Genomic DNA, 22,315 nt, shown 5'->3' with positions numbered 1-22,315 from the left:
AACCCTCGTCTCTCCTCGCGTTTTGCCGAGCCGCGACTCGAAAAACGCCCTCGTTTCCGGTCATACCGGACAATTGCTGCCGCCACTATCGCAGCGACCTACGCAATGCACACATTTTGTTTCACTGGAAACCAGTTTTGTTTCACAGCGACGCAACGGTTTTGAGCAGGAGCGCGATATCGGTGGGGCGGCTGAGGCGGTGGTCGCCGCCTTTGACAATGGTCACTTGCACGTCTTCGCTCTCCAGCGCGGCGGCGAGGCGCAGCGAAATGTCGGGCGGCACGTCCTTGTCCTCCTGCCCGTGGAGCAGGCGCACCGGGCAAAAAATCGGGATCGTATCGCCGAGCACCCGGTTGGCCTGCGCATTCTTCCAGAACTTCGCATGCGTAGGCATCGGATCGTAGCCGTAATCGCTCTCCTCGTAGATCGTATCGCCGAGATGCAGCGCATCCTTCTGCTCGTCCGTATAACCCCATTCGGAGAAGTCCGGCGCGGCGGCAATGCCGACCAGCCCCGCCAGCCGTTCGGGCATGGACTGGCCGAGCAGCAGCATCACCCAGCCGCCCATGGAAGAGCCGACCAGCACGATCCGCTCGTTCTCGACATAATCGCCGATTAGCAACCCCGCATCCTCGGCCCAATCGAACAAGGTGCCATCGGCAAAATCGCCGCTGCTATCGCCGCAACCCGAATAGTCGAGCAGCAGGCATTCGCGCCCCGTCGCCACGCAATCGTCGAACAAGGCGGTCGCCTTGCTGCCTTCCATATCGGACATATAGCCGGGCAGAAACACAATGGCCGGGCCGCTGCCGGGCGTGTGGCGGAAGGCGAGCCATTGCTTTTCGCCAAGCGGATGCGTGCGCACTTGTGTCATGGCGTCACGTCTAATTGCGCCGCATGGCGGGAGGCAAGCCATTATCCCCACTTGGCGCACGCCCGCGAAGGCACTAGGTGGCAGCGCATGACCGAATTACTCAAAATCAGCCTGCCCGATGGTTCCGTTCGCGAGATGGCGCCGGGCAGCACTCCCGGCGATGTCGCCGCTGCGATTGGCCCCGGCCTTGCCAAGGCCGCACTCGCGGCGCGGGTGAACGGCGAAGTGCGCGATCTGAACCGCCCGTTCGACGGCGATAGCGAGCTGGCGTTGATCACCGCGCGCGACGAGGCGGACGCGCTCGAACTCGCGCGCCACGACTTTGCGCATGTGCTGGCCGAAGCGGTGCAATCGCTGTTCCCCGGCACCCAGATCACCTTCGGCCCGGCAACCGATGACGGCTTTTATTACGACGTCAAAGCGCCCGATAACCGCCCGCCCTTCTCGATGGACGATCTGCCCGCGATCGAGGAGGAGATGCGCCGCATCATCCAGGCCGACAAGCCCTTGCGCCGTGAAGCATGGAGCCGCGAGGCGCTGATCGCCAAATGGGAGGCCGATGGCGAGGCGTTCAAGGCCGAATGGGCGAAGGAACTGCCCGCCGGTGAAAATGGGGGCGAGGAACTGACGGTCTATTGGTCGGGCGATGACTGGCTCGATATGTGCCGCGGCCCGCACCTGCCCAGCACCGGCAAGCTCGACCCGCAGGCCTTCAAATTGATGCGGGTGGCGGGCGCCTATTGGCGCGGCGACCAGAACAATGCGCAATTGACGCGCATTTACGGCACCGGCTGGCTCAACAAGAAGCAGCTGAACGAACATCTGACGCGGCTGGAAGAAGCGGCCAAGCGCGATCACCGGCGGCTCGGGCGCGAGATGGACCTGTTCCATTTGCAGGAAGAGGCGCATGGCAGCGTCTTCTGGCACCCCAAGGGCTATCGCATCTGGCGCGAACTCGAAGCCTATATGCGCCGCAAGATGGACGCGAGCGGCTATCGCGAGATCAAGACCCCGCAGCTGATGGACGTGCGCCAATGGACGCAGTCGGGGCACTGGGGCAAATATGCCGAGAATATGTTCGCCGTGCCCGATATCGTGCCGCAAGTGGACGATGCCGGGGAAACCGCCGCTTCGCCGAAAGTCGCCGATGATGCGGCGTGGATGGCGATCAAGCCGATGAATTGCCCGGCGCACGTGCTGGTCTTCAAGCAGGGCATTACGTCCTATCGCGATCTGCCGATCCGGCTGGGCGAAATGGGCTGCTGCCACCGCAACGAGCCGCATGGCGCGCTCCACGGCCTCATGCGCGTGCGCCAGTTTACGCAGGACGATGCGCATATCTTCTGCACCGAGAAACAGGTGGTGGAGGAAGTGCGTGCCTTCTGCGCGCTGGCGGACAGTGTCTACAAGGATTTCGGTTTCAGCTATCACGTCAAGTTGGCGCTGCGGCCGGAAAAGCGGTTCGGCTCGGACGCTGACTGGGACAAGGCCGAGCAGGAACTGCGCGACGCGGTGGCCGAAGCGGGGATGGACAATGCCGACTATGGCTGGGAGGAACTGCCCGGCGAAGGCGCGTTCTACGCCCCCAAGCTCGAATGGCACCTGACCGACGCGATTGGCCGAACCTGGCAAGTCGGCACGATCCAGGGCGACCGCGTGCTGCCCGACAGGCTCGATGCTGTGTATGTGGGCGAAGATGGCGAAAAACACCGCCCCGTAATGCTCCACCGCGCGATCTTCGGCTCGTATGAACGCTTCATCGGCATTCTGATCGAGCATTTCGCCGGTCGCTTGCCGGTGTGGCTGGCACCGGTGCAGACGGTGGTCGCCACCATCGTCTCCGATGCCGATGACTACGCCAAAGAAGCGGTCGCCAAGCTGGAAGCGGCGGGCATTCGCGTGGACAGCGACCTGCGCAACGAAAAGATCAACTACAAGGTGCGCGAACATTCGCTCGCCAAAGTCCCCTACCTGCTGGTGGTCGGCAAGCGCGAGGCGGAGGAAGGCACGGTTGCCGTGCGCACACTGGGCGAGCAACACCAGCGTGTGATGCCGCTCGACGAAGCGATTGCGATGCTGAAAGATGCAGCGACCCCGCCCGATCTGAAAGCCTGAGCGGCAGGAAGCGGCGGCGCATCATGAAGCTGATGATCACCCTTTCGCTTGCGCTGAACATTCTGGTGCTGGTGCCGGTGACTTACGGCCTGGCTACCTCTGCCACTTGGGCACAGGAGGCCTATGGCGCGGCCGCGCCTGCGCGCGGCATTCTGCTGGCGGTGTATCTGGCGATACTCGCGGGTTCAGCGGCCCTGTTGCTGAAGCCGATCCCGGCGGCAGTGGCGGCACTGCTGGCAATCCAGGTTGTCTATAAGCTGCTGACGCCCATGACGGTGGGAACGCTGGGCAATCCTGTTGTGGTGAGCAATCTGGCGATTGCCGCCTTTCATGCCGTGACGCTCGGCCTGATCCTGACGCGCTCGCCTGCGTGATCGACATTCTCGCCGGGTTTTCGACGACACAGATCGTCGCGGCGGCCTTGGCCACTTTGGGGGCGGCGATTGTGCGCGGGTTGACGGGGTTCGGCTTTGGCTTCCTGCTCGCCCCGATCCTTGCGCTGGCGCTGGCGCCGGTGGAAGCGGTGCTGCTGATCAATATCCTCGCGCTCGCCATGGCGCTGAGTGAAATCCGCTTCGTCCTGCGCGAAGCGGCGCGCTCGGCCTATGCGATTGGCGGATTGCTGATGCTGACGACCCTGCCCGGATTGCTGCTCTTGAGCGCAACGCCGCAGCCGCTCGCCCGCCTGCTGATCGCGCTCGCCGCGCTCTCCGCCTTTGTCATGGTGATCTGGCCGCGCCGCAAAAATCCGGCCCCTCCCGGCCCTTGGGCCACCGGTGCGACCGGCTTGATCTCGGGACTGATGACCGGCTTCGCGGCGATGCCGGGCATCCCCGTGGTGCCCTATTATGTGCGGCAGGAAATGGCGCGGGTGACGGCCAAAGCCTCGATGATCGGGATTTTCGGCACGGCCTCGCTCGCCGGCCTGCTGTCCGGTGCCGCGACCGGATTGCTGGAGCCGCATCTGCTTGTGTTCGGCGCACTGCTGTTTCCGCTGATGGCGCTCGGCAACTGGCTCGGCTCGCTGGCCTTCGGGAGAGTGAGCGATCCGGTGTGGCGCGTGCTGGTGGGCGTGGTGCTGGGTGGGGCGGCGCTGGCAGCCCTCCTCAAACTCTAGCTGATCCAGCGCCCCGCAAGGATTGCGCCCGACCCGTCCTCGCTGGCCTCGCGGAGGATCAGCACATGGCGGTCGCCCGCAGGCAGTGTCTCGGGCAGCTGGAAGCGCGCCGTGCCGCCATTCCAGGTGCCGATGGCGGCTTCGCCCAGCCAGCTATTGGTGTAGGTCACGCTGCGGTCACGGTTTTCGCCCGCGCCAATGGCGACTGTTTCGCTCGCATCGACCGCGATGACGGAAAGGGTGGCCGCTCCGCTTGTTGCGCCGGTGATCGAAACGCCGTTACCCTCCACCACCAGCAAAGGCCGTTCGCGTTCGCCCTCCTGTGCGATCAGCGCCGACAGCTCGCTGGCGCGCGACCCGACCACGCCATCGCGCCCGTCCACCACCGCTTGCGGGGTGTAAACGCCGTTGCGCCCCGCCAGCCCGCGCCGGGCATAGGCGCGCTGGAGCTGCGTATTGGCCTCGTCGGACAGCGTGTCTTCCCAGCCGATGCGGTTCCAATACGTCACATTGCGCGAGATCACGATGACATCATCGCGCACGGCCAGCTCTGCCGCCAGCGCATCGGCGGGCGGACAGGAGGAACAGCTCTGGCTGGTGAACATTTCGACCACGACCGGGCCGCTGCCTTCGGCGATTGCTGCGGGCTCGAGCGGCTGCGTTTCCGCCTTGGCCATCTCGTCCGGCATATGCAGCGCATAGCCGATCCCGACGGCAGCAACGCCAAGCGCGGCAAGAGCGAAAAGAGCTTTCACGGGGGGCTTCTCCTGAAGGTTCAGGAGAGCATTCGGTGCGCGTCACTGCGCGGTTACTTACCGATCAGAAGGGCGCGGCTTGCCCGGCAACGATCAACGCAATCGCGCAAAAGCTCACGATCAGCGCGCGTGCCGTGTCTTGCGCGGCGGCGATGCGGGAGCGGGTAAAGGCAATAGCTTTGGCCATGCCGCAATTCTGCGCCCGATTCCCTAACGAAAGGTTAAACCGCCACGCCTTTCGCGCCCGCAACGGCGCGCCAAAAAGGGACGGCAGCCAACAAAGGCTCTTAAACCCTCCGCACAAATATGTATTGTTGCCTAGCGCGTTGCCGGGGGCTCAGCACAGCAGGAAATGCAAAAAGGGGGCTTTATGCGTTTACTGGGACTTCTCTTGATTACTGGGTCACTGGCGGCCTGCGACAACAGCGAACAGCTCGAACAGGCCCGTGCCCAAGGCCGGGCCGAGGCCGCAGCGGAAGCACAGCGGCTTGCCTTGCTTTCTGACCAGCAGGACGAGGCGCAAGCGGAATACGAGGCCTGTGTCGATGATGCGGCGGAGGCGCGCGAGACTTTTGACCGGGCTATGCGCGACGCGCGCGACAACATCATGACCGGTCTGGACAATGTGTCCTCCCAAGGCAGCGACGGTGCCCTTACGGCAGGCTTCGCCTTCCGCGTCCAGATCGAAAGCCTCACAGCCGAGGAATGGGCATGGGTCGAGACCGAGGAAGCGGCGGTAGCCGACGGCTATAACGACGCGGGCGTTTCAGACCGGATCAGTTACGAAGTCGATCCCCGGCAATTGTCCAATCGCGTGCAGTTGGTGACCTATAACGGGATGCCTGCGGTGCAGATCGATTGCGCATCGGGCAATTGCATTCGCGCACGCGGCCGGCGGGTCGGCTTCTACAATGGCCAGCAAGCGTTCGAGGATATTGACGAGCGGCGCGACCACATTGTCTGGGCGCTGGAAAACAGCAACCGGGCGCAGGTGGTGCGCGATGCGCTGGCGACGCTGATCGGCGGGGCCAAGGGCGGCGCGCCAACGGCCAGTTGCACCGCGCCCGCGGCGGAGTGAACGCCTAGCCTGCAGCAACCGCCCGCGGCACGTGCTGGCTGGCGCAGTGGAAGCTGCCTCCGCCGGTCAGCACCGCATCGGCGGGCAGGCCCACCGCCTCGCGTCCGGGGAACAGCGCGCCGATGGCTTTGACCGCTTCAGCGTCAAACGGGGTGCCGTAGGTCGGCACGACGATCACTTTGTTTGCTATGATAAAATTCATCGCGCTGGCGGGTTCTGCGTCCTCGTCATCGCCATAGAGACCGAGCGAGGGCACGTCGCGCACCTCGAGTCCGGCGGCGCGCGCACGGGCGCGGGCATCGTCGTAAATCGCGGCGTTGGGATCGTCCGGCGTGCTGGCGACAGGAATCGCGATAACCCCTTCGCCGACCATTCGCGCAAGGTTGTCGATGTGCCCGTCAGTATGGTCGCCGTGCAGCCCGTCGCCCAGCCAGACACACCGGACAGCTCCCAAATCACGGGCGAGACATTTCTCGATGTCGTCCCGGCCAAGGCCCGGATTGCGGTTGGGGTTGAGCAGGCACTGCTCGGTCGTCACGAAAAGCCCGGTGCCATCGGTTTCGATCGAGCCGCCTTCGAGGATCCAGTCGGCGCGGGTATAGGGCAGGCCCCCTGCTGCCGCGAGCGAGGGGCCGGTTTCCGCGTCGCCTTCCATGATGAATTTGCCGCCCCAGCCATTGAAGCCGAAGCCCTGCGCGCGCCGCGCACCCTGCGGCCCCAGCACGGTCAGCGGCCCGGTATCGCGCAGCCAGATGTCGCCATAAGGGTGGCGTTCAAGGTGCACATTTGGTTCAACCAGCCTGCGCGCGGCCTTCTCCGCCGCTTCATCGCGGACAACCAGCCGCACATCCTGCCCGCTGCTCGCAATGGCATTGGCGGCGGCGGCGATCTGCGCTTGCGCGGGTTCGAGATCCTCTTCCCACAAATCGGCATGGGCGGGGAAGCCGATCCAGATCCAGTCCTGCTCAGCCCATTCGGCGGTCATCCGGAATGTCATCGGATCAGCACCCCCTGTTACCGGCAGCACAGCTCGCATCGCGGGCGGCGCGGAATTCGTCGTTGGGGTTCCAGTTGGGCCAGTCGCTGCTGTTGCCGAGCGCGCGGGCGAGGAGGAAATACAGTTCCAGATCCTGCATCACCCCGGCCCAGTCCCAGTCTTCCGAATATTCGTCGCCCGCCGCGTGATAGCGGTTGGTGTTGTAATCGCGATAGGCCGCATCGCCTGCCGCTGCGCCGCCGTCGACCAGCGTCTGCCCCGATTTGATATAGAACATCGGCACGCCGCGCTTGGCGAGGCTGAAATGGTCGGAGCGGTAATAGCGGCCCGCTTGCGGTGCGGCATCGGGCGTGGCGGTGCGGCCCTGCTGCGCCAGTGCGGTGGAAAGATAGTCGTCAAGCGAACTCTTGCCCCCGCCGATCACGGTCACATCGCTCGCCGCGCCCAGTACATAAAGCGCATCGATATTCACTCCGCCCACCGTGCGATGGAGCGGATAGACGGGATTGGCGGCGTAATATTCGCTGCCGAGCAGACCCGATTCCTCCGCAGTTACCGCCAGAAACACCTGGCTGCGCTGCGTCGGCCCGGCGGCGGCGTGTGCCTCGGCCAAAGCGACCAGCGCAGCGGTGCCCGTCGCATTATCGACCGCGCCGTTGCAGATCATGTCCGCATCGCCTTCCTCGCCGCAAATGCCCAGATGATCCCAATGCGCGGTGTGCAGCACATATTCGTCGGGCGCGGTGGTGCCGGGCAGGATGCCGATCACGTTTTGCGAGGAAAAGCGGCGGACGGTGTTGTCGAAGCTAGTCGACACGCCTTGCCCAAGCGAGACCGGCGTAAAACCGGGCGATCGCGCGGCCAGCGCCATGTCCTCGTAATCCATGCCCGCGGCGGCAAAAATCTCGCGCGCGGCGGCGGACTGGATCCAGCCGTTCACCAGCGTCGCATTGGCCCCGCCATTGCCGGTATCGGCGAAGGCCTGCGGACCCGACCAGCTCGTTTCGACGACGTTCCAGCCATAGCTGGCAGGGAAATCCTCGTGAATGATGATCGCGGCAGCCGCGCCTTGCCGTGCGGCCTCTTCGTACTTGTAGGTCCAGCGCCCGTAATAGGTCATTGCGCGGCCATTGAAGGGGCCTTCCAGCCCTTCGGCGGCGTAATCGGCATCGTTGACGAGGATCAGCGCGGTTTTGCCGCGCATATCCAGCCCTTCGTAATCGTTCCAGCCGCGCTCGGGCGCGTTGATGCCAAAGCCGACAAACACCAGCTCGCTGTCCTCCAGCACGGTGCGCGGGGTCTGGCGGTAGCTCACTCCCACCCAGTCGCTGCCAAAAGCGAATTGCCGGTTGCCGATGGTGAGCGGGGCGTGGTTGCTGCCGGTGATCTCGATCAGCGGCACATCCTGCACCCAGCTGCCCCCATTGCCCGGTTGCAGACCGGCGGCGGCGAATTGCTCGACCAGATAGTCAACCGTCCGCTCGCCTCCCGGCGTGCCCGGCTCGCGCCCTTCGAAGGCATCGGAGGAAAGCGTGCGCGTAACCTCCTGCATCGTTTCCAGCGAAATCAGCAGATCATCCGATGATGGCACGGGCGGAGGCGTGTCGGTGACGCAGCCGGTTAGCGAAAGGATCGCGAGGGAGGGGGCAAGGATGCGGGCAAAGGCGGTCGGGATCGTTATCATGCGCGCTATCTGGCACCCGGCGCGGGCTAGCACAAGCGGGCACGGCCGGGCACGGGCGGGCATGGGCAGGCTTGCGGGCCATGCGGCTTGGGGGCAAAGACGCCAGCGATGGCTCCCGATTGGCAATCCGCACTCGACCGCGCGCGGCAGCATGCGCCGTTCCTTCGCCGCGCGCTGGAGCGGCGGCCAGACATTGCCGCGCTGCTGGCTGCGGGCGATGCCGATGCGGCGCTGGCAGCCGCCAAGGCGAGCGGCGAAGGGGCTGGTGATGTTGGCATCGCCTTGCGGCGCGAGCGGCTTGCGCTCGCTGTGGTGCTGGCGGTGGGCGATCTGGCAGGAGCCTTCCCGCTTTCGCAAGTGCTGCGCGAACTCAGCGGGTTTGCCGACCGCGCGCTCGACAGCGCGATGGCGGCGGCGGTGGCGCAGCGCGTGCCGGGAGCGAACACCACCGGCTTTATCGCATTGGCTTTGGGCAAGCAGGGCGCGGGGGAACTCAATTATTCTTCGGATATCGATCCCATCCTGCTGTTCGATCCCGCAAGGCTGGCGCGGCGCGAGCGCGACGAGCCGGGCGAGGCGGCGCAACGTTATGCCCGGCAGGTGGTCGAGCTCCTCTCCAAGCCCACGCCCGAGGGCTATGTCCTGCGCGTCGATCTGCGGCTGCGCCCGGCGAGCGAAGTCAGCCCGCTGGCCATTCCAGTGAACGGCGCGATCTCGCATTATGAGAGCAGCGCGCTGGCGTGGGAGCGCGCCGCCTTTATCCGCGCCCGCGCCTGCTCGGGCGATATCGCGGCTGGCGAGGCGTTTCTTGACGATATCCGCCCCTTCGTCTGGCGGCGAAGCCTCGATTTCACCGCGATCGAGGAAATCCGCCGCCTCACGGCGCGCATCCGCAGTTCATACAAGGGCCCGCGCGAGCCGGGGCCGGGGTTCGATGTGAAGAAGGGCCGCGGCGGCATCCGCGAGATCGAATTCTACGCGCAGACGCACCAGCTGATCTATGGCGGGCGCAATCCCGCCTTGCGCTGTCGCGGCACGCGCGCGGCCCTCGATGCGTTGGCAGCGGCGGAGATCATCGGCGCGGAGGATGCGCGCGTGTTGGGCGAAAGCTATGACCGGCTGCGGATGATCGAGCACCGGCTGCAAATGGTCGAAGACCGGCAGACCCATGCGGTGCCGGTGAATGCCGATGCGATAGACGCGGTGGCGCGGCTGGACGGGCTGGCCGATGGCGCGGCGCTGCTCGCCGAATTGCGCGACATTACCGAGGCGGTGGGCGCGCGCTATGATGATCTGCTCGGCGAAGAGGATGCGCGCCCCGTGGCGGTTCGCGTGCCCGATGCCTTCCGCGACCATTTTGACGCGCGCGTTGCGCATTGGAAGCAGGCGACGCGGGCGCTGCGCACCAGTGAAGCGCGCAAGGCCTTCGATGCGATGCAGGGTGATCTGCTTGCCGCGCTGGTCGCTGCGCCCGATCCTGACCGGTCGCTGGCGCGCTGGGAAACCTTCCTGTCGCGCCTGCCGACCGCGATCAACCTGTTCCGCCTGTTCGAGGAACGGCCCGGCCTGCTCGAAAGGGTGTTGCGCGTGCTCACCCTGTCGCAGCCGCTTGCCGATGCGCTGGCGCGGCGGCCCGAATTGCTCGACGCGCTGATCGATGCCTCCGCGCTCGATCTGCCAGCAGACATCGCCACGCTCGCCGCACGGATGGCCCGCTGCGAGAGCGGCGATTACGAAGCGCGGCTGGGCCGCATCCGCCAAGTCGTCGGCGATGAACGCTTTGCGGCGGGCGTGCAGATGATCGAGGCGGTGCACGATCCGCTCGCCATTGCCGAGGGGCTGTGCCGCGTGGCCGAAGCCGCTGTGCGCACCGGAGCGGATGCGGCGGTGGAGGAATTTGCCGCGACGCATGGCCAAATTGCCGGGCATGAGCTGGTCATTCTCGGCCTCGGACGGCTGGGCGGCGGGGCGCTGACCCATGCGTCCGATCTCGACATCGTGTTCCTGTTTACCGGCGATTTCGGCGCGGAATCGGACGGGCGGCGGCCCTTGTCATCGACGCTCTATTTCAACCGCCTCGCCACTCGCGTCACTGCCGCGCTGAGCGTGCCGACGGCGGAAGGCGCGCTGTATGAAGTGGACACGCGGCTGCGCCCGCAAGGCAAGCAGGGGCCGCTGGCGGTCAGCCTCACCGCCTTCGGGAAATACCAGCGCGAGGATGCGTGGACGTGGGAGCATATGGCGCTCGCCCGCGCGCGCCCTATCTACGGGTCGGCAAAGGCGCAGGAGGAATTGGGACGCATCATCGCGGACGTTCTCGGCCAGAAGCGCGATCCTGCCACTTTGCGCGAAGATGTGATCAAAATGCGCGCCGATGTGCTCGCCGCCAAGCCGCCATCGGGGCCGCTCGATGTCAAACTGCTGCGCGGAGGGCTGGTCGATAGCGAATTCCTTGTCCACTATCTGCAATTGCGCGAGGGGATTGCGCTTCATCCGGGGCTGGAGCACGCGATTGGCGGATTGGCCAGTGCAGGGCTGCTCCCCGCGAGCCATGCCGACAATCACCTAATGCTCACCCGCTTTCTGGTCGCCCAGCGGCTGTTCGCGCCCGATGGGAGCGAGCCGCATGATGCCGCCAAGCCCGCGCTCGCCAAGGCCTGCGGGCAGGAGAGCTATCCGGCCCTGTTGCAGGCATTGCTTGAAGCGCGGCAAGGCATCGCCATTCAATGGGAACGCCATTTCGGCCAGCAACTGGAGATAGTATGATGTCAGGACACCCCGATATTGGAGACGCGATGCCCGATGTGGCGATGGAAACGCCCGATGGCGGCACCGTTCGCCCAAGCGATTTTGCGGGGCAAAAGCTGGTCGTGTTCTTCTACCCGAAGGACAACACGCCCGGCTGCACCACCGAGAACAAGGATTTTTCTGCGCTGAAGGCCGATTTCGACGCGGCGGGCGTCGCGCTGCTGGGGGTGAGCAAGGATTCGGCCAAGAAGCACCAGAATTTCATCGCCAAGCACGGCCTGACAGCGCCGCTCGCCAGCGATCCGGAAACCGATGGTCTGGCCGATGCGCTGGGCGTTTGGGTCGAGAAGCAGATGTATGGCAAGAGCTATATGGGGCTGGAACGCAGCACCTTTCTCGTCGGCCCTGACGGCACCATCGCGCAGGTCTGGCGCAAGGTGAAGGTGAAGGGCCACGCGGAAGACGTGCTGGCGGCGGCAAAGGCGCTGTAGGTTCGGCTCCGCACCAGCGACTCGCGAAAGAATGCTTGACGGCGCATTTTGCCTGTCCGCCCGCCCCGGCAACCCCTTTTTGCCGTGGCGGGCGGGCAGGACGCGCCGAACGGCAGAATCACTCGAAAAATTGTGTCAAAAGGTGCTTTCAGGGCATCGTTAATCCACTGTTCAACGACTCGCCGCGTGTTGCAGGCGGTCTATCGCGGGATGCCTTCACGGCTATTGCCTCATTAAGTTTTCCCCGCATACCTCATCATCGAACGCAGCGGGAAACGTCCGCAGGGTCGCAAAATTGATGATTTGGCCGGGGCGCCACAAGGCTCTTCGACCCGGATCTGACGAGGGCGCGAAAGCGCCTGAGAACGAAGACAAGGGATCGTATGCTCGTCAAGATCACTGGAATTCTCGCAGCCGGCGCCGTGATGCTGTCGTCACCCGCGCTCGCGAACGATCCGGTTGTTTCCGCCGACCCCACCGTTCTCGCCGATGGCGTGCTCGATCTCACCGCAATTGACGAAGCCGGCCCGGACGAGGAATTCTCCGAACTCTTCGCCAGCTGGGAAGCACTCGAAGATGGCGGCGTGGTGTCGACCACCGGCGATGTCATCCCCCCCGCTCCGGTGTTCGCTGCGGTGTCCGTGCCGCAGATCATGCCTTTGAGCGATGCGCGCCTCACCAGCGGTTACGGGATGCGTGACCACCCCATTCTGCAGCGCCGCGCCCGCCACAACGGCGTCGATCTTGCCGCGCCGCGCGGCACGCCGGTGTACGCCACGGCGGACGGTCTCGTCGAAATGGCGCAATATTACAGCTCGTATGGCAATTATGTGCAGATCGAGCATGGCGGCGATATCGAAACCCGCTACGCCCACCTTTCCAGCTACACCGTGGCTCCCGGGCAGCACGTTCGCATGGGCCAGCTGATCGGCTATGTCGGCTCGACCGGCCGTTCGACCGGCCCGCACCTGCATTATGAAGTCCGCGTGAGCGGCACGCCGGTGAACCCGATCCCTTATATGACCGCCAATCTCGAATTCGATTACGGCGCAGCAGCAGCGCGCGGCGGCCCCGAGGAATAAGCCCGTCTGACAGGCGGATACGAAAAAGGCGGGTCACACGACCCGCCTTTTTCGTATCAGCATTCCGCAGCAAGTCTACCGTGCGAGCAAGCGTTCGGCAATCGCCCGCACTTCGGCGCCCATGTCCTCGCGCTCCAGCGCGAGCGCCAGCGTCGCCTCGACATAGCCCGTCTTACTGCCGCAATCGAAGCGGCGACCATCAAACGTCACCGCGTGGAACGGCTGCTGGCCGATCATCTGCGCCATCGCATCGGTCAGCTGGATTTCCCCGCCCGCGCCTTTGCCCTGCGTTTCCAGCGTGCGCATCACTTCGGGCTGGAGAATATAGCGGCCGGAAATGATCTTGTTCGACGGCGCATCGGCAACCGGCGGCTTTTCCACCAGACCCCTGACTTGCGTGAGCGCGCCCGATTCCTCGCCCGGATCAATCACGCCGTAACTGCTCACCGCTTCATGCGGCACTTCGAGCACCGAGATCAGATTGCCGCCCACTTCCTCATAGGCTTCCACCATCTGCGCCATGCAGCCTTTGCCGCCATTGGCGTTGGCGACCATCATTTCGTCCGGCAGCAGGATCGCGAACGGCTCGTCCCCCACAATCGCGCGCGCGCACCAGATCGCATGGCCCAGGCCCAGCGGCACTTGCTGGCGTACGGTGATGATATCGCCGGGGGTAAAGCGGCTGGAATCGAGCACGGCCAGATCCTTGCCCCGCTCTGTCATCGTCGTTTCCAGCTCGTAGGCGACATCGAAATGTTCGACGATGGCGGTTTTGCCGCGCCCGGTGACGAAGATCATCTGTTCGATCCCCGCCTCGCGCGCTTCGTCCACCGCATACTGGATCAGCGGCTTGTCGACGATGGGGAGCAATTCCTTCGGAATCGCCTTGGTCGCAGGAAGAAAGCGGGTGCCGAGCCCGGCAACGGGGAACACGGCTTTGCGGATCGGTTTGCGATTGCTCATGCGCGCTTTACTGCGCGCCGCAGCCGGAACGGTCAATGCCACTTGTCACGCCAATGCAACAGTCAGCGCAACTTCATCTGTGTTGGGCTTTTGGCAGAACCAGATGCACTTTCGTGTGTTAGTGTGTGACAGGAGGATATTGAAATGTGGATACGAATTGCCGCGCTGGCGGGCCTTGCCTTTGCCGGTTTCAAAATGTTCGAAAAGGCGCGCGATGAAGGCCTGCTCGATAAGGGCGGGGACGACACCTTTGGCGACACCTGGGATATGATCGACGACGGAGATCATCCCGCCGCCTGATACCAGTCCGTCTATTCCCGGTCTTGCAAAGCGGCAGCGCACCACAGCCGCACTGCCGTGGCAAGGCCGGGCGGACGCGCGGCCTCCAGCCGTTCGGCATCGATCCGCGCGATCAGGGCGTTCAAAGGCAGCTGCTGACGCTCCGCAGCCGCGCGCAACACATCCCAGAACAGCGGTTCGAGGCTGATCGAGGTCTTGTGCCCGGCGATCTCGACCGAGCGTTTGACCGGCGGGTGGTAAATCTCGCGCATGGCTTCAGCCTAGGCGAGCGCCATCCTCCCGCATACGAATTTTTTGGGGTGGGCGACGCGGCTGCTGCGGCCTAATCCGGAGCGATGGCGGATGATCTTGCCGAACGCACAAACACGCTGAGCGAAAAGGAGCGGGAAACGCTTCGCCTGCTGCTGCACGGCCATGACGCGAAATCGGCAGCGCAGATGCTCGATCTTTCGGTGCATACGGTGAACGAGCGGCTGCGCCATGCGCGGCGCAAGCTGGGTGTCACCAGCAGCAAGGAAGCGGCCCGCGTGCTGCGCGAATGGGAAAGCGGGCACTCCCAATTGCTTGTATACAGCGAATTGGGGGAAGCTGCTGCAGGCACAACCGGCGCACAAGGCGAGCCATCGGGCAACGGATGGAAAGCGCGGATCCCCCGCGCGGCGTTGCTTGCAGGAGGCCTTGTTATGTCGATATTCTTTGCCGTGCTCGCCTTGGGCGTCATTCCGGCGGGCGGTGGCGACACGTTCCCGCTATCCCAGGTGCAGGCGACCGAGGCGGAAACCGCCGCGCGCGAATGGCTCGAACTGGTCGATGCCGGAAATGCGCAAGAAAGCTATGCCCGCACCGGCCATGCCTTTCGTGCGCTCAACACCCCGGAAGTCTGGCAGCGCGTGATGGCGAGCGTGCGCGCTCCGCTGGGCGCTACGGTCTCGCGCCGCCTCGTCGCGGTGCAATCGCCCGACCGGCCCGAGGGCTATACCGACGTGGTGTTCGAAACCGTCTTCGCCAACCGCACGGGCGTGGCAAGCGAGACGGTGACATTGGCGCGGGTTGACGGCGAATGGCGGGTGGTGGGCATCGTGCTCGAATAGCTTGAGCAGCACCGTTGAAGGCGATAGGCGTTGGCCTGACAGGGGAGACGCTTATGTCCGAGACGGTGCCGTCGCAAAGCCGGGGCAGGAAATTCCTGCGCGCCATTTTCAGCCTTGGAAGAATGCGTACGGATGAGCGCCGGGCGTCGATTAACGCCCTCAACATCTTCTTTGGCGCGATCATCGGCGTCAATTTCTCGTCACTGCAGCAATTGCCGTTGAAGGATTACACCGTGATCCTTGTCCTGACCTCAGCCGTGATCGCGCTAATCCTCATCGTTGCAAACACATCGCGGCGCGTCTGGTCTGCCGTGCAGCTCTTCATTGCCCTTGCCGGATACTACTACTTGGTGCGTGTTGACGGGCTCATCGCAGGAGTGAGCGATTATCTGCTGGTCACCCTTGGCTTGTGGGCGTTGCTGGTCATCATCTACGAATTCAGCGGCAGCGACGACGAAGGCGAGAGCGCGGGCGGCGATCTGTAAGCTACCGCCCGCGCGCTACCGCCATCAATACATATGCTGCCCGCCATTGATCGACAGCGTCGATCCGGTAATGAACGCGCCTTCTTCGGATGCGAGGAAGCTCACGCCGCGGGCGATTTCGCTCGCCTGGCCGAGGCGACCGACGGGGATCTTGGCGACGATTTTCTCCAGCACATTCTCCGGCACGGCGGCGACCATGTCGGTGTCGATATAACCCGGCGCGATTGCGTTGACGGTGATGCCGTAGCGCGCGCCTTCCTGCGCCAGCGCCTTGGTGAAGCCGTGAATGCCCGATTTCGCGGCGGCATAGTTTACCTGGCCATATTGACCCGCCTGCCCGTTGATCGAGCCGATATTGATGATGCGGCCCCATTTGCGGTCTTTCATGCCTTCGAACGTGGCCTTGGCCATGTTGAAGCAGCCGCCCAGATTGGTGCGCATCACGTCTTCCCAATCCTGCAGGCTCATGCGCATCAGCGTCCCGTCGCGGGTGATCCCGGCATTGTTGACCACGACATCAATCGGGCCGATGTCATCGGTGATTCTGGCGCAGGCGGCCAATGTGGCTTCGTGATCGCCCACGTCGAATTTGTAGGTGGCGATGCCGGTTTCCTCGGTGAAGCGCTTGGCCGCGTCGTCATTCCCGGCATAGCTGGCGACAACGGTGAAGCCGTCCGCCTTGAGTGATTCGCAAATCGCCTTGCCGATACCGCGCGTTCCGCCGGTGACCACTGCAACACGTGCCATATTGTCTTCTCCCATGAAGTCGAGTCGATGCTCTGTTCTTGCGCAGTCTTAGGCCACGGCTTGGCGCGGGCGCAAAGAAAAACCCCGCCGGAGCGGGGCTTGGCATACGAATTTCCTAAACGTTAGAAGCGGAATTGCGTGCCGATATAGACGGCCTGGCTGTCCTGCTGGTCAACATCGGGCAGCGGCACGATGTCGCGATCCTGCTCCACCCGCACACCGGCGGTCAGATCGATATTGTTGGTCAGGCGGAAGCTGCCGCCAACATCGAGCAGCTGGTCGCTGACCGAATTCTGCGCCTCGCGCGCGGTGGCCGAGCGGCCTTCTTCCAGCGCGACGCGGGCAGCGAAGCGGCTTTCGTCCGTCTCACCCGCGCGGCGCGGCGCGTAGGAACTGAGTTCGGGCAGATCGGCCTCGCTCAACCGGCGCGAGAGCACCGGCGCGCTGGGGGCTGTTAGCCGGGCGGGGGCGCGGGCACTCGTGGGGGCGAAATCGGCGTAGCCGCGGGCAATGCCCAGATTGTAGCGCAAGGGCGCAAGCCGCAGACCGGCCGCCGCATTGCTGCTGGCTGCGCCATTGGAACCCGAGAGCGCCTGCGCGGTCTGCTGGTCAACGCGGACAGCCGCCGTCACCGAGCGTTCGGGTCCGGGCGCGGTAGCCCCGGCGGGGGTAAAGCGGAGCATTTGTGCCTGACCAGCGCCGCTGCGCGCCACCAGCTCGGCAATTTCGGGATCGGCTGCTGCGGGAGTGAAGACGAACTGCGCGGCTTCCGCCATGCGGTCCCCCGAAAGCGCACCCACGGCGAAGACCGAACTTGGCAGAGCAGCGGCGACGAGCGTAGCCGACGCAGCGAGCGCCAGCTTCCTTCGTGCCGATTTTTTGCCCAGATGTGCCATTGCGGACCCGTTAACTCTCCCCTGCTGCACCGGCCATGAATGCGATAAACGACTCACGGGATGCAACTCTTCAAACTGACGCTAGACCCTCGCGCGCGGCTTTGCCACCGTTTGCAAGAGCTTCCTTGCGGTTTTTGACAGGTGTTGCGCCACACCCACAATATCTTAATGTCGCAAAGCGCCGCGCGGCACCGGCATTAAGCGCGCATTCACGCCCTTTGGGTGCATTTGCCCGCCGCGAATGCTGCTGCGCCTTGCCGCGCGCGGCGCGGTGGGTATAGAGGCAGCACAGCGCGGGCATAATCGCCCCGCACGAAAGGTTTTGACGGGTTTTCATGATGGCACATTTCACTTTCCGCTCTTTTGCCAATGCCGCGATCTGTTCGGCGGCGGCGTTCGGCCTTGTCGCGTGCGGCGGCGGCAATGACGAGCGGCTGCGCACCGATCTGGCGGCGGCGCAAACGACCACCATCGGCGTCAATTCCTACCTCTGGCGCGCCAGCCTTGAAACGCTGTCGTTCGCGCGGCTGACCACGGCAGACAGCGCGGGCGGTGTGCTGATTACCGACTGGTACAGCCAGCCGGAAAATCCCAACGAGCGGGTTAGCATTTCGGTGACCATCCTCGACCAGACGCTGCGCGCCGATGCGCTGCGGGTGAATGCGACGCGGCAGGTGCTGCAGGGCGGCCAGTGGGTCGATGCGCCGGTGGCGGCGGCCACGGTGCAGCGGCTGGAGGACATTATTCTCACCACTGCGCGCGATATCCGGCGTTCCTCCATCAACTAAGCTCCGCTAGGGGGCCAGCATGAGCAACGAGAATTTCCAGTCCAGGTTCGATCCTGGCAACGCAGACGCGCGCTGGCAGGCGGCGTGGGACGAGGCGCGCTGTTTCGAAGCGGACAGCGCCAGCAGCAAGCCCAAAAGCTATGTGCTGGAGATGTTCCCCTATCCCAGCGGGCGCATCCATATCGGCCATGTGCGCAATTACACGATGGGCGACGTGCTGGCGCGCTATCGCAAGATGCAAGGCTTTGAAGTGCTCCACCCGATGGGCTGGGACGCTTTCGGAATGCCTGCCGAGAACGCGGCGATGGAAAAGGGCGTCCACCCGGCGGGTTGGACCTACGACAATATCGCCACGATGAAGGGCCAGCTCAAACAATTGGGCTTCGCGCTCGACTGGTCGCGCGAATTCGCCACTTGCGATGCGAGCTATTACGGCCACGAACAGGCGCTGTTTATCGACCTGTTCAAGGCCGGCCTCGTGTACCGCAAAGAGAGCGAAGTGAACTGGGACCCCGTCGATATGACGGTGCTTGCGAACGAGCAGGTGATCGACGGCAAGGGCTGGCGTTCGGGCGCGGATATCGAAAAGCGCAAACTGAACCAGTGGTTCCTCAAAATCACCGATTTTGCCGAGGATTTGCTCGACGGCCTCGGCACGCTGGAGGACTGGCCGCAAAAGGTGCGGCTGATGCAGGAAAACTGGATCGGCAAATCGCAGGGGCTGGAGTTTTCGTTTGAGCTTTCCAATGGCGAGAAGCTGCCGGTTTACACGACGCGGCCCGATACGATTTTCGGCGCGAGTTTTGTGGCGGTGGCGGCGGATCATCCGGTAGCGCAATCGCTCGACAGCGACGCGGCGCGCGACTTCATCGCGCTGTGCAAGAAGGGCGGGACGACGGCGGCGGAGCTGGAAACCGCGGAAAAGCTGGGCTTCGACACCGGCATCACCGCGAAGCATCCCTTCACCGGGGCCGAGCTGCCGGTCTACATCGCCAATTTTGTGCTGATGGATTATGGCACCGGCGCGATCATGGCGGTGCCGGGGCACGACCAGCGCGACTTCGAATTTGCCAGCAAGTACAGCCTGCCGATCCCCCGCGTGGTTGCTTCCTCACTCGAGGAAGCGGGCAAGCCGTTTGCGGGCGAGGCCGAAGCGGGCGACGGGGTGATCGTCAATTCCGGTTTCCTCTCCGGGATGGCGGTGGAAGAAGCGAAGCGCGAGGTCATCACCCGCGCCGAAGCGGGCGGCTGGGGCAAGGGCACCACGGTCTGGCGGCTGCGCGATTGGGGCGTGTCGCGGCAACGCTATTGGGGGACGCCGATCCCCTTCATCCATTGCGAGACTTGCGGCGTGGTGCCGGTGCCCAAGGAGCAATTGCCGGTCAAACTGCCCGAGGATGTTTCCTTCGAGCAGCCGGGCAATCCGCTGCTGCGCCACCCGACATGGAAACACGTTGCCTGCCCGAAATGCGGCGGCGCGGCGGAGCGCGAGACCGATACGCTCGATACCTTCGTCAATTCCTCGTGGTATTTCCTGCGTTTCGCCAGCCAGCCAGCGGACACACCGTTCGATCCGGCGGAAATCGCCACCTGGCTGCCCGTGGGCCAGTATATCGGCGGGGTCGAGCACGCGATCCTGCATCTGCTCTACGCCCGCTTCTGGACGCGCGCCTTGGCGCATATCGGCAAGCTGGAAGTGACCGAGCCCTTCGCCAGCCTGTTTACCCAAGGCATGGTGACGCATGAGACCTACAGCCGCAAGATCGACGGGCGCGAGGTCTATTTCACGCCTGCCGAAGTCGACCGGTCGGGCACCGGCGCGGTGCTGACGGCGGATGGTGCGCCGGTGGACATCGGCAAGGTCATCAAAATGTCCAAGTCGAAGAAGAACGTCGTCGATCCGGAAGATATCATCCGCGATTACGGCGCGGATGCGGTGCGCTGGTTCATGCTCTCCGACAGTCCGCCCGAACGCGATCTGCCGTGGTCCGAGGCGGGGATTGAAGGCTGCGGGCGGTTCGTCCAGCGGCTGTGGCGGCTGTTCGCGCAATGCGGCAATGGCGGGGCCGGGGCCGATGCCAATCACGACAGGGCGCTCGACCGCAAGCTCAATCAGACCGTGGCGGCGGTGGCCGCGGATATCGAAGCGCTGTCCTTCAACAAGGCGGTGGCGCGGATTTATGAGCTGGTCGGCGCGGTGGAGAAGGCCGAGCTTTCGTCCACCCGCTCCGATGCGATCCGCAAGCTGGCGATCCTCGTCTCGCCGATGATGCCGCATCTCGCCGAGGAAGCGCGCGCGCAATTCAATCTGGGCATCGGCCTTGTCGCCGAAGACCGCTGGCCCGAAGTCGATCCGGCGCTGCTGGTGGACGACGAAGTCACCATCGCGGTGCAGCACATGGGCAAGCTGCGCGACACGCTCACCGCGCCCAAGGGCGCACCCAAGGAAGACTTGGAAGCGCTTGCGCTCGCCAGCGAGAAAGTCCAGCGTTCGATCGATGGAGCAACCATTCGCAAGGTGATCGTGGTGCCCGACAGGCTGGTGAATATTGTGACGTGATGCGCTTTGCTGCGCCTTTGCTGGCCCTTGCAGGCCTTTCCTTGTCGCTCTCTGCCTGCGGCCTCCAGCCGATCTATGCCGGCGGCTCGCAGGGCGTGATCGCGCGCGGGCTCGCCGATGTCGAAGTCGCGCCGATCCCCGGCGACGAAGGCTGGCTGGTCAAAAACGCGCTGGAAGACCGGCTGGGGCGCGGCGCGAATGGCGGCAGTGCGCGTTACCGGCTCGACATAGTGCTCGACGATACGCTCGAAGGATTCGGCCTGCTCACCGACGACACCATCGGGCGCGAACGCCGCACGCTCCGTGCGCGCTATCAGCTGGTGGACATCGCCACCGACACCATTCTGGTCGATGCGACCGCCGGCTCGGATGCCGGTATCGACGTGGTCGGCAGCGAATATGCGACCATCGCTGCCGAACAGACCGCGCTGGAAAATCTCGCCGAGGATGTGGCTGACCAGATCGTGCTCCGCCTGACGCGCGTTCTGCGCGAGCAGGAGCAGTGAAGGCCAGCAATCGCGATTTCCTGCAAACCGCCAAGCGGGCGGGCGCGCGTTGCCGCCTCTATTTCCTGTGCGGGCAGGACGAGGCGGGCGCTTCTGCCGCCGCTGCCAAAATCATCGAAGCCCTGCCCGATGCGGGCGAGCGGGTTGATCTCTCTGGCGGCGATCTCAAATCCGATCCCGCGCGGCTGGTGGACGAGGCGCGCTCCACCTCGCTGTTTGGCGATACCCGCCATATCGTCGCCCGCGTGTCGGGCGAGGATGCCTGCGCCGCGCTGGAAAGCTGGTGCGAACTGGTGGACCGGGGCGAAGTGAGCGAGGGCTGGCCGATCTTCATCATCGCCACGTCCGCCACCGACAAATCGCGCAGCGCCAAATTGCTGCTGAACCGCGACGATGCGCTTGTGGGGATATTCTATCCGCCTGATCTCGGCTCTGTGACAAGCGATGTGCGGGCCATGGCCGATGCGGCCGGAATGCGGCTGGAAGGCGCGCTCGCCGAAACGATTGCCCGCGCTGCTGGGCTCGATGTGCGGCTGGCGCAATCCGAAGTCGAGAAGCTCGCGCTGTATCTCGATGCCTCGCCGCAAGCGCCCAAGCGCGCCGACCAGGCGGCGTGGGACGCGATTGGTGCGAGCACCGAGGAGGACGGCTTTATGCCGATCGTCAATGCCGCGCTGGGCGGGGAGCTGGGCAAGCTGCCCGGCGAACTGGCGCGAATGCGCGAAGTGTCGCTCAATCCCGTCGCGGTGGTGCTGGCGCTGGAACGGCGCGCGGTGCAACTCGCCACGCTCGCGCCCCGGCTGCGGCGCGGGGATGATATGAAGAGCTTCCTTCGCGCCAATGGCGTGTTCTTCAAGGAACACCGCGAAGTGGGAGACCAGCTGATGCGGTGGAGCGGGGGCAAGCTGGAACGGCTCGTCCCGCGCCTCGCCGATCTGCACCGTTCGCTGCTGGCGAACAGCCAGACGGCGGAGCTGCTGCTGGCTCGCGAACTGACCCAAATCGCCCGCTACGCCGCCGCACGGCGCTGATTATCGC

General features: G+C 64.5%; 23 protein-coding genes. 14 read left to right on the top strand and 9 right to left on the bottom strand.

Translation table 11 applies throughout. The features are described 5' to 3' along the window. Nucleotides 1–142: 142 nt before the first annotated feature. Nucleotides 143–874: an alpha/beta fold hydrolase gene (locus GC121_RS04510; RefSeq protein ID WP_151972963.1), complete on the bottom strand. Its 732-nt coding sequence runs from the start codon at nt 872–874 to the stop codon at nt 143–145. Between the two features lie 87 nt (nt 875–961). On the opposite strand from GC121_RS04510, the gene thrS reads away from it, so the two are divergent. From thrS to GC121_RS04495, 3 genes are read left to right on the top strand one after another with little or no spacing between them, the layout of a single operon-like run. Continuing rightward, on the top strand, nt 962–2,989 hold the full coding sequence (thrS, locus tag GC121_RS04505) for a threonine--tRNA ligase (protein WP_151972962.1): 2,028 nt from the start codon (nt 962–964) through the stop codon (nt 2,987–2,989). Nucleotides 2,990–3,012: 23 nt separating this feature from the next. After that, nucleotides 3,013–3,363, top strand: coding sequence for a hypothetical protein (locus tag GC121_RS04500; protein ID WP_151972961.1), 351 nt, complete (start codon nt 3,013–3,015; stop codon nt 3,361–3,363). Further along, entirely contained in the window at nt 3,360–4,106 is a 747-nt protein-coding gene (locus GC121_RS04495) for a TSUP family transporter (protein ID WP_339389982.1), read from the top strand. Before GC121_RS04500 ends, GC121_RS04495 begins: the two co-directional genes overlap by 4 nt. On the opposite strand, the gene GC121_RS04490 is transcribed toward GC121_RS04495, so the two are convergent. Further along, nucleotides 4,103–4,861, bottom strand: a complete 759-nt coding sequence (locus GC121_RS04490; protein ID WP_151972960.1) for a thioredoxin family protein — start codon at nt 4,859–4,861, stop codon at nt 4,103–4,105. The two genes, GC121_RS04495 and GC121_RS04490, sit on opposite strands and share 4 nt — an antisense overlap. 64 nt (nt 4,862–4,925) lie before the next feature. Then, nucleotides 4,926–5,048, bottom strand: coding sequence for a hypothetical protein (locus GC121_RS15770; protein ID WP_255478886.1), 123 nt, complete (start codon nt 5,046–5,048; stop codon nt 4,926–4,928). Between the two features lie 183 nt (nt 5,049–5,231). Between GC121_RS15770 and GC121_RS04485 the strand changes: the two genes are divergently transcribed. After that, nucleotides 5,232–5,939, top strand: a complete 708-nt coding sequence (locus GC121_RS04485; RefSeq protein ID WP_151972959.1) for a hypothetical protein — start codon at nt 5,232–5,234, stop codon at nt 5,937–5,939. Between the two features lie 4 nt (nt 5,940–5,943). On the opposite strand, the gene GC121_RS04480 is transcribed toward GC121_RS04485, so the two are convergent. Further along, nucleotides 5,944–6,936 carry an agmatine deiminase family protein gene (locus tag GC121_RS04480; RefSeq protein ID WP_151972958.1) on the bottom strand — a complete coding sequence of 331 codons (993 nt, stop codon included), beginning with the start codon at nt 6,934–6,936 and terminating at the stop codon, nt 5,944–5,946. A 4-nt stretch (nt 6,937–6,940) separates the two neighbouring features. Continuing rightward, a complete protein-coding gene (locus GC121_RS04475; RefSeq protein WP_151972957.1) occupies nt 6,941–8,620 on the bottom strand; it encodes a M28 family peptidase in 1,680 nt (559 codons plus the stop codon). A 108-nt stretch (nt 8,621–8,728) separates the two neighbouring features. Between GC121_RS04475 and GC121_RS04470 the strand changes: the two genes are divergently transcribed. The 3 genes from GC121_RS04470 (at nt 8,729) to GC121_RS04460 (ending at nt 12,941) form a co-directional block, all read left to right on the top strand. Next, nucleotides 8,729–11,386, top strand: a complete 2,658-nt coding sequence (locus GC121_RS04470; RefSeq protein ID WP_151972956.1) for a glutamine-synthetase adenylyltransferase — start codon at nt 8,729–8,731, stop codon at nt 11,384–11,386. Next, nucleotides 11,386–11,859 (top strand): peroxiredoxin, encoded by a 474-nt coding sequence (locus GC121_RS04465; protein WP_151975585.1) that lies wholly within the window; start codon nt 11,386–11,388, stop codon nt 11,857–11,859. Before GC121_RS04470 ends, GC121_RS04465 begins: the two co-directional genes overlap by 1 nt. A gap of 383 nt (nt 11,860–12,242) precedes the next feature. After that, nucleotides 12,243–12,941, top strand: coding sequence for a M23 family metallopeptidase (locus GC121_RS04460; RefSeq protein WP_151972955.1), 699 nt, complete (start codon nt 12,243–12,245; stop codon nt 12,939–12,941). Between the two features lie 75 nt (nt 12,942–13,016). On the opposite strand, the gene galU is transcribed toward GC121_RS04460, so the two are convergent. Further along, nucleotides 13,017–13,904: a UTP--glucose-1-phosphate uridylyltransferase GalU gene (gene galU / locus GC121_RS04455; protein ID WP_151972954.1), complete on the bottom strand. Its 888-nt coding sequence runs from the start codon at nt 13,902–13,904 to the stop codon at nt 13,017–13,019. Between the two features lie 144 nt (nt 13,905–14,048). Between galU and GC121_RS15230 the strand changes: the two genes are divergently transcribed. Next, a complete protein-coding gene (locus GC121_RS15230) occupies nt 14,049–14,204 on the top strand; it encodes a hypothetical protein (RefSeq protein ID WP_199857752.1) in 156 nt (51 codons plus the stop codon). A gap of 11 nt (nt 14,205–14,215) precedes the next feature. On the opposite strand, the gene GC121_RS04450 is transcribed toward GC121_RS15230, so the two are convergent. Further along, entirely contained in the window at nt 14,216–14,455 is a 240-nt protein-coding gene (locus GC121_RS04450; protein WP_151972953.1) for a ribbon-helix-helix domain-containing protein, read from the bottom strand. An 84-nt stretch (nt 14,456–14,539) separates the two neighbouring features. Here GC121_RS04450 and GC121_RS04445 point away from each other — a divergent pair, with 84 nt between their 5' ends. After that, on the top strand, nt 14,540–15,295 hold the full coding sequence (locus GC121_RS04445) for a DUF4019 domain-containing protein (protein ID WP_151972952.1): 756 nt from the start codon (nt 14,540–14,542) through the stop codon (nt 15,293–15,295). Between the two features lie 53 nt (nt 15,296–15,348). Further along, entirely contained in the window at nt 15,349–15,780 is a 432-nt protein-coding gene (locus GC121_RS04440; RefSeq protein ID WP_151972951.1) for a hypothetical protein, read from the top strand. 24 nt (nt 15,781–15,804) lie between these two features. On the opposite strand, the gene phbB is transcribed toward GC121_RS04440, so the two are convergent. After that, nucleotides 15,805–16,527: an acetoacetyl-CoA reductase gene (phbB, locus tag GC121_RS04435; RefSeq protein ID WP_151972950.1), complete on the bottom strand. Its 723-nt coding sequence runs from the start codon at nt 16,525–16,527 to the stop codon at nt 15,805–15,807. A 122-nt stretch (nt 16,528–16,649) separates the two neighbouring features. Then, complete coding sequence (locus tag GC121_RS04430; protein WP_151972949.1) at nt 16,650–17,423, bottom strand: hypothetical protein; 774 nt, start codon at nt 17,421–17,423, stop codon at nt 16,650–16,652. A 338-nt stretch (nt 17,424–17,761) separates the two neighbouring features. Between GC121_RS04430 and GC121_RS04425 the strand changes: the two genes are divergently transcribed. The 4 genes from GC121_RS04425 to holA are packed head-to-tail and all read left to right on the top strand — an operon-like array spanning nt 17,762 to nt 22,308. Beyond that, complete coding sequence (locus tag GC121_RS04425; protein WP_151972948.1) at nt 17,762–18,211, top strand: DUF3576 domain-containing protein; 450 nt, start codon at nt 17,762–17,764, stop codon at nt 18,209–18,211. A gap of 19 nt (nt 18,212–18,230) precedes the next feature. Then, complete coding sequence (gene leuS, locus GC121_RS04420) at nt 18,231–20,771, top strand: leucine--tRNA ligase (protein WP_151972947.1); 2,541 nt, start codon at nt 18,231–18,233, stop codon at nt 20,769–20,771. Next, the gene (gene lptE, locus GC121_RS04415) at nt 20,771–21,277 is read left to right on the top strand and encodes an LPS assembly lipoprotein LptE (RefSeq protein WP_151975584.1); all 507 of its coding nucleotides are present in this window, start codon (nt 20,771–20,773) and stop codon (nt 21,275–21,277) included. The genes leuS and lptE overlap by 1 nt, the downstream gene beginning before the upstream one ends. Further along, nucleotides 21,274–22,308, top strand: coding sequence for a DNA polymerase III subunit delta (gene holA / locus GC121_RS04410; RefSeq protein WP_151972946.1), 1,035 nt, complete (start codon nt 21,274–21,276; stop codon nt 22,306–22,308). The genes lptE and holA overlap by 4 nt, the downstream gene beginning before the upstream one ends. Nucleotides 22,309–22,315: the final 7 nt, after the last annotated feature.

This window comes from Erythrobacter sp. EC-HK427 (assembly GCF_902498745.1).
Lineage (GTDB): Bacteria > Pseudomonadota > Alphaproteobacteria > Sphingomonadales > Sphingomonadaceae > Alteraurantiacibacter.
Note: the sequence above shows the minus strand (reverse complement) of the source record. Positions and strands in the feature narration are given on the sequence as shown.

Bases quoted from the DNA above. Each gene is read 5' to 3' on its own strand.
- GC121_RS04425 (WP_151972948.1), top strand. From the start codon at position 17,762: ATGGCACATTTCACTTTCCGCTCTTTTGCCAATGCCGCGATCTGTTCG.
- lptE (WP_151975584.1), top strand. From the start codon at position 20,771: ATGCGCTTTGCTGCGCCTTTGCTGGCCCTTGCAGGCCTTTCCTTGTCG.
- GC121_RS15230 (WP_199857752.1), top strand. From the start codon at position 14,049: ATGTGGATACGAATTGCCGCGCTGGCGGGCCTTGCCTTTGCCGGTTTC.
- phbB (WP_151972950.1), bottom strand. From the start codon at position 16,527: ATGGCACGTGTTGCAGTGGTCACCGGCGGAACGCGCGGTATCGGCAAG.
- GC121_RS04440 (WP_151972951.1), top strand. From the start codon at position 15,349: ATGTCCGAGACGGTGCCGTCGCAAAGCCGGGGCAGGAAATTCCTGCGC.
- GC121_RS04465 (WP_151975585.1), top strand. From the start codon at position 11,386: ATGTCAGGACACCCCGATATTGGAGACGCGATGCCCGATGTGGCGATG.
- galU (WP_151972954.1), bottom strand. From the start codon at position 13,904: ATGAGCAATCGCAAACCGATCCGCAAAGCCGTGTTCCCCGTTGCCGGG.
- GC121_RS04510 (WP_151972963.1), bottom strand. From the start codon at position 874: ATGACACAAGTGCGCACGCATCCGCTTGGCGAAAAGCAATGGCTCGCC.
- GC121_RS04450 (WP_151972953.1), bottom strand. From the start codon at position 14,455: ATGCGCGAGATTTACCACCCGCCGGTCAAACGCTCGGTCGAGATCGCC.
- thrS (WP_151972962.1), top strand. From the start codon at position 962: ATGACCGAATTACTCAAAATCAGCCTGCCCGATGGTTCCGTTCGCGAG.
- leuS (WP_151972947.1), top strand. From the start codon at position 18,231: ATGAGCAACGAGAATTTCCAGTCCAGGTTCGATCCTGGCAACGCAGAC.
- GC121_RS04460 (WP_151972955.1), top strand. From the start codon at position 12,243: ATGCTCGTCAAGATCACTGGAATTCTCGCAGCCGGCGCCGTGATGCTG.
- GC121_RS04500 (WP_151972961.1), top strand. From the start codon at position 3,013: ATGAAGCTGATGATCACCCTTTCGCTTGCGCTGAACATTCTGGTGCTG.
- GC121_RS15770 (WP_255478886.1), bottom strand. From the start codon at position 5,048: ATGGCCAAAGCTATTGCCTTTACCCGCTCCCGCATCGCCGCCGCGCAA.
- GC121_RS04485 (WP_151972959.1), top strand. From the start codon at position 5,232: ATGCGTTTACTGGGACTTCTCTTGATTACTGGGTCACTGGCGGCCTGC.
- GC121_RS04430 (WP_151972949.1), bottom strand. From the start codon at position 17,423: ATGGCACATCTGGGCAAAAAATCGGCACGAAGGAAGCTGGCGCTCGCT.
- GC121_RS04470 (WP_151972956.1), top strand. From the start codon at position 8,729: ATGGCTCCCGATTGGCAATCCGCACTCGACCGCGCGCGGCAGCATGCG.
- GC121_RS04475 (WP_151972957.1), bottom strand. From the start codon at position 8,620: ATGATAACGATCCCGACCGCCTTTGCCCGCATCCTTGCCCCCTCCCTC.
- GC121_RS04445 (WP_151972952.1), top strand. From the start codon at position 14,540: ATGGCGGATGATCTTGCCGAACGCACAAACACGCTGAGCGAAAAGGAG.
- GC121_RS04480 (WP_151972958.1), bottom strand. From the start codon at position 6,936: ATGACATTCCGGATGACCGCCGAATGGGCTGAGCAGGACTGGATCTGG.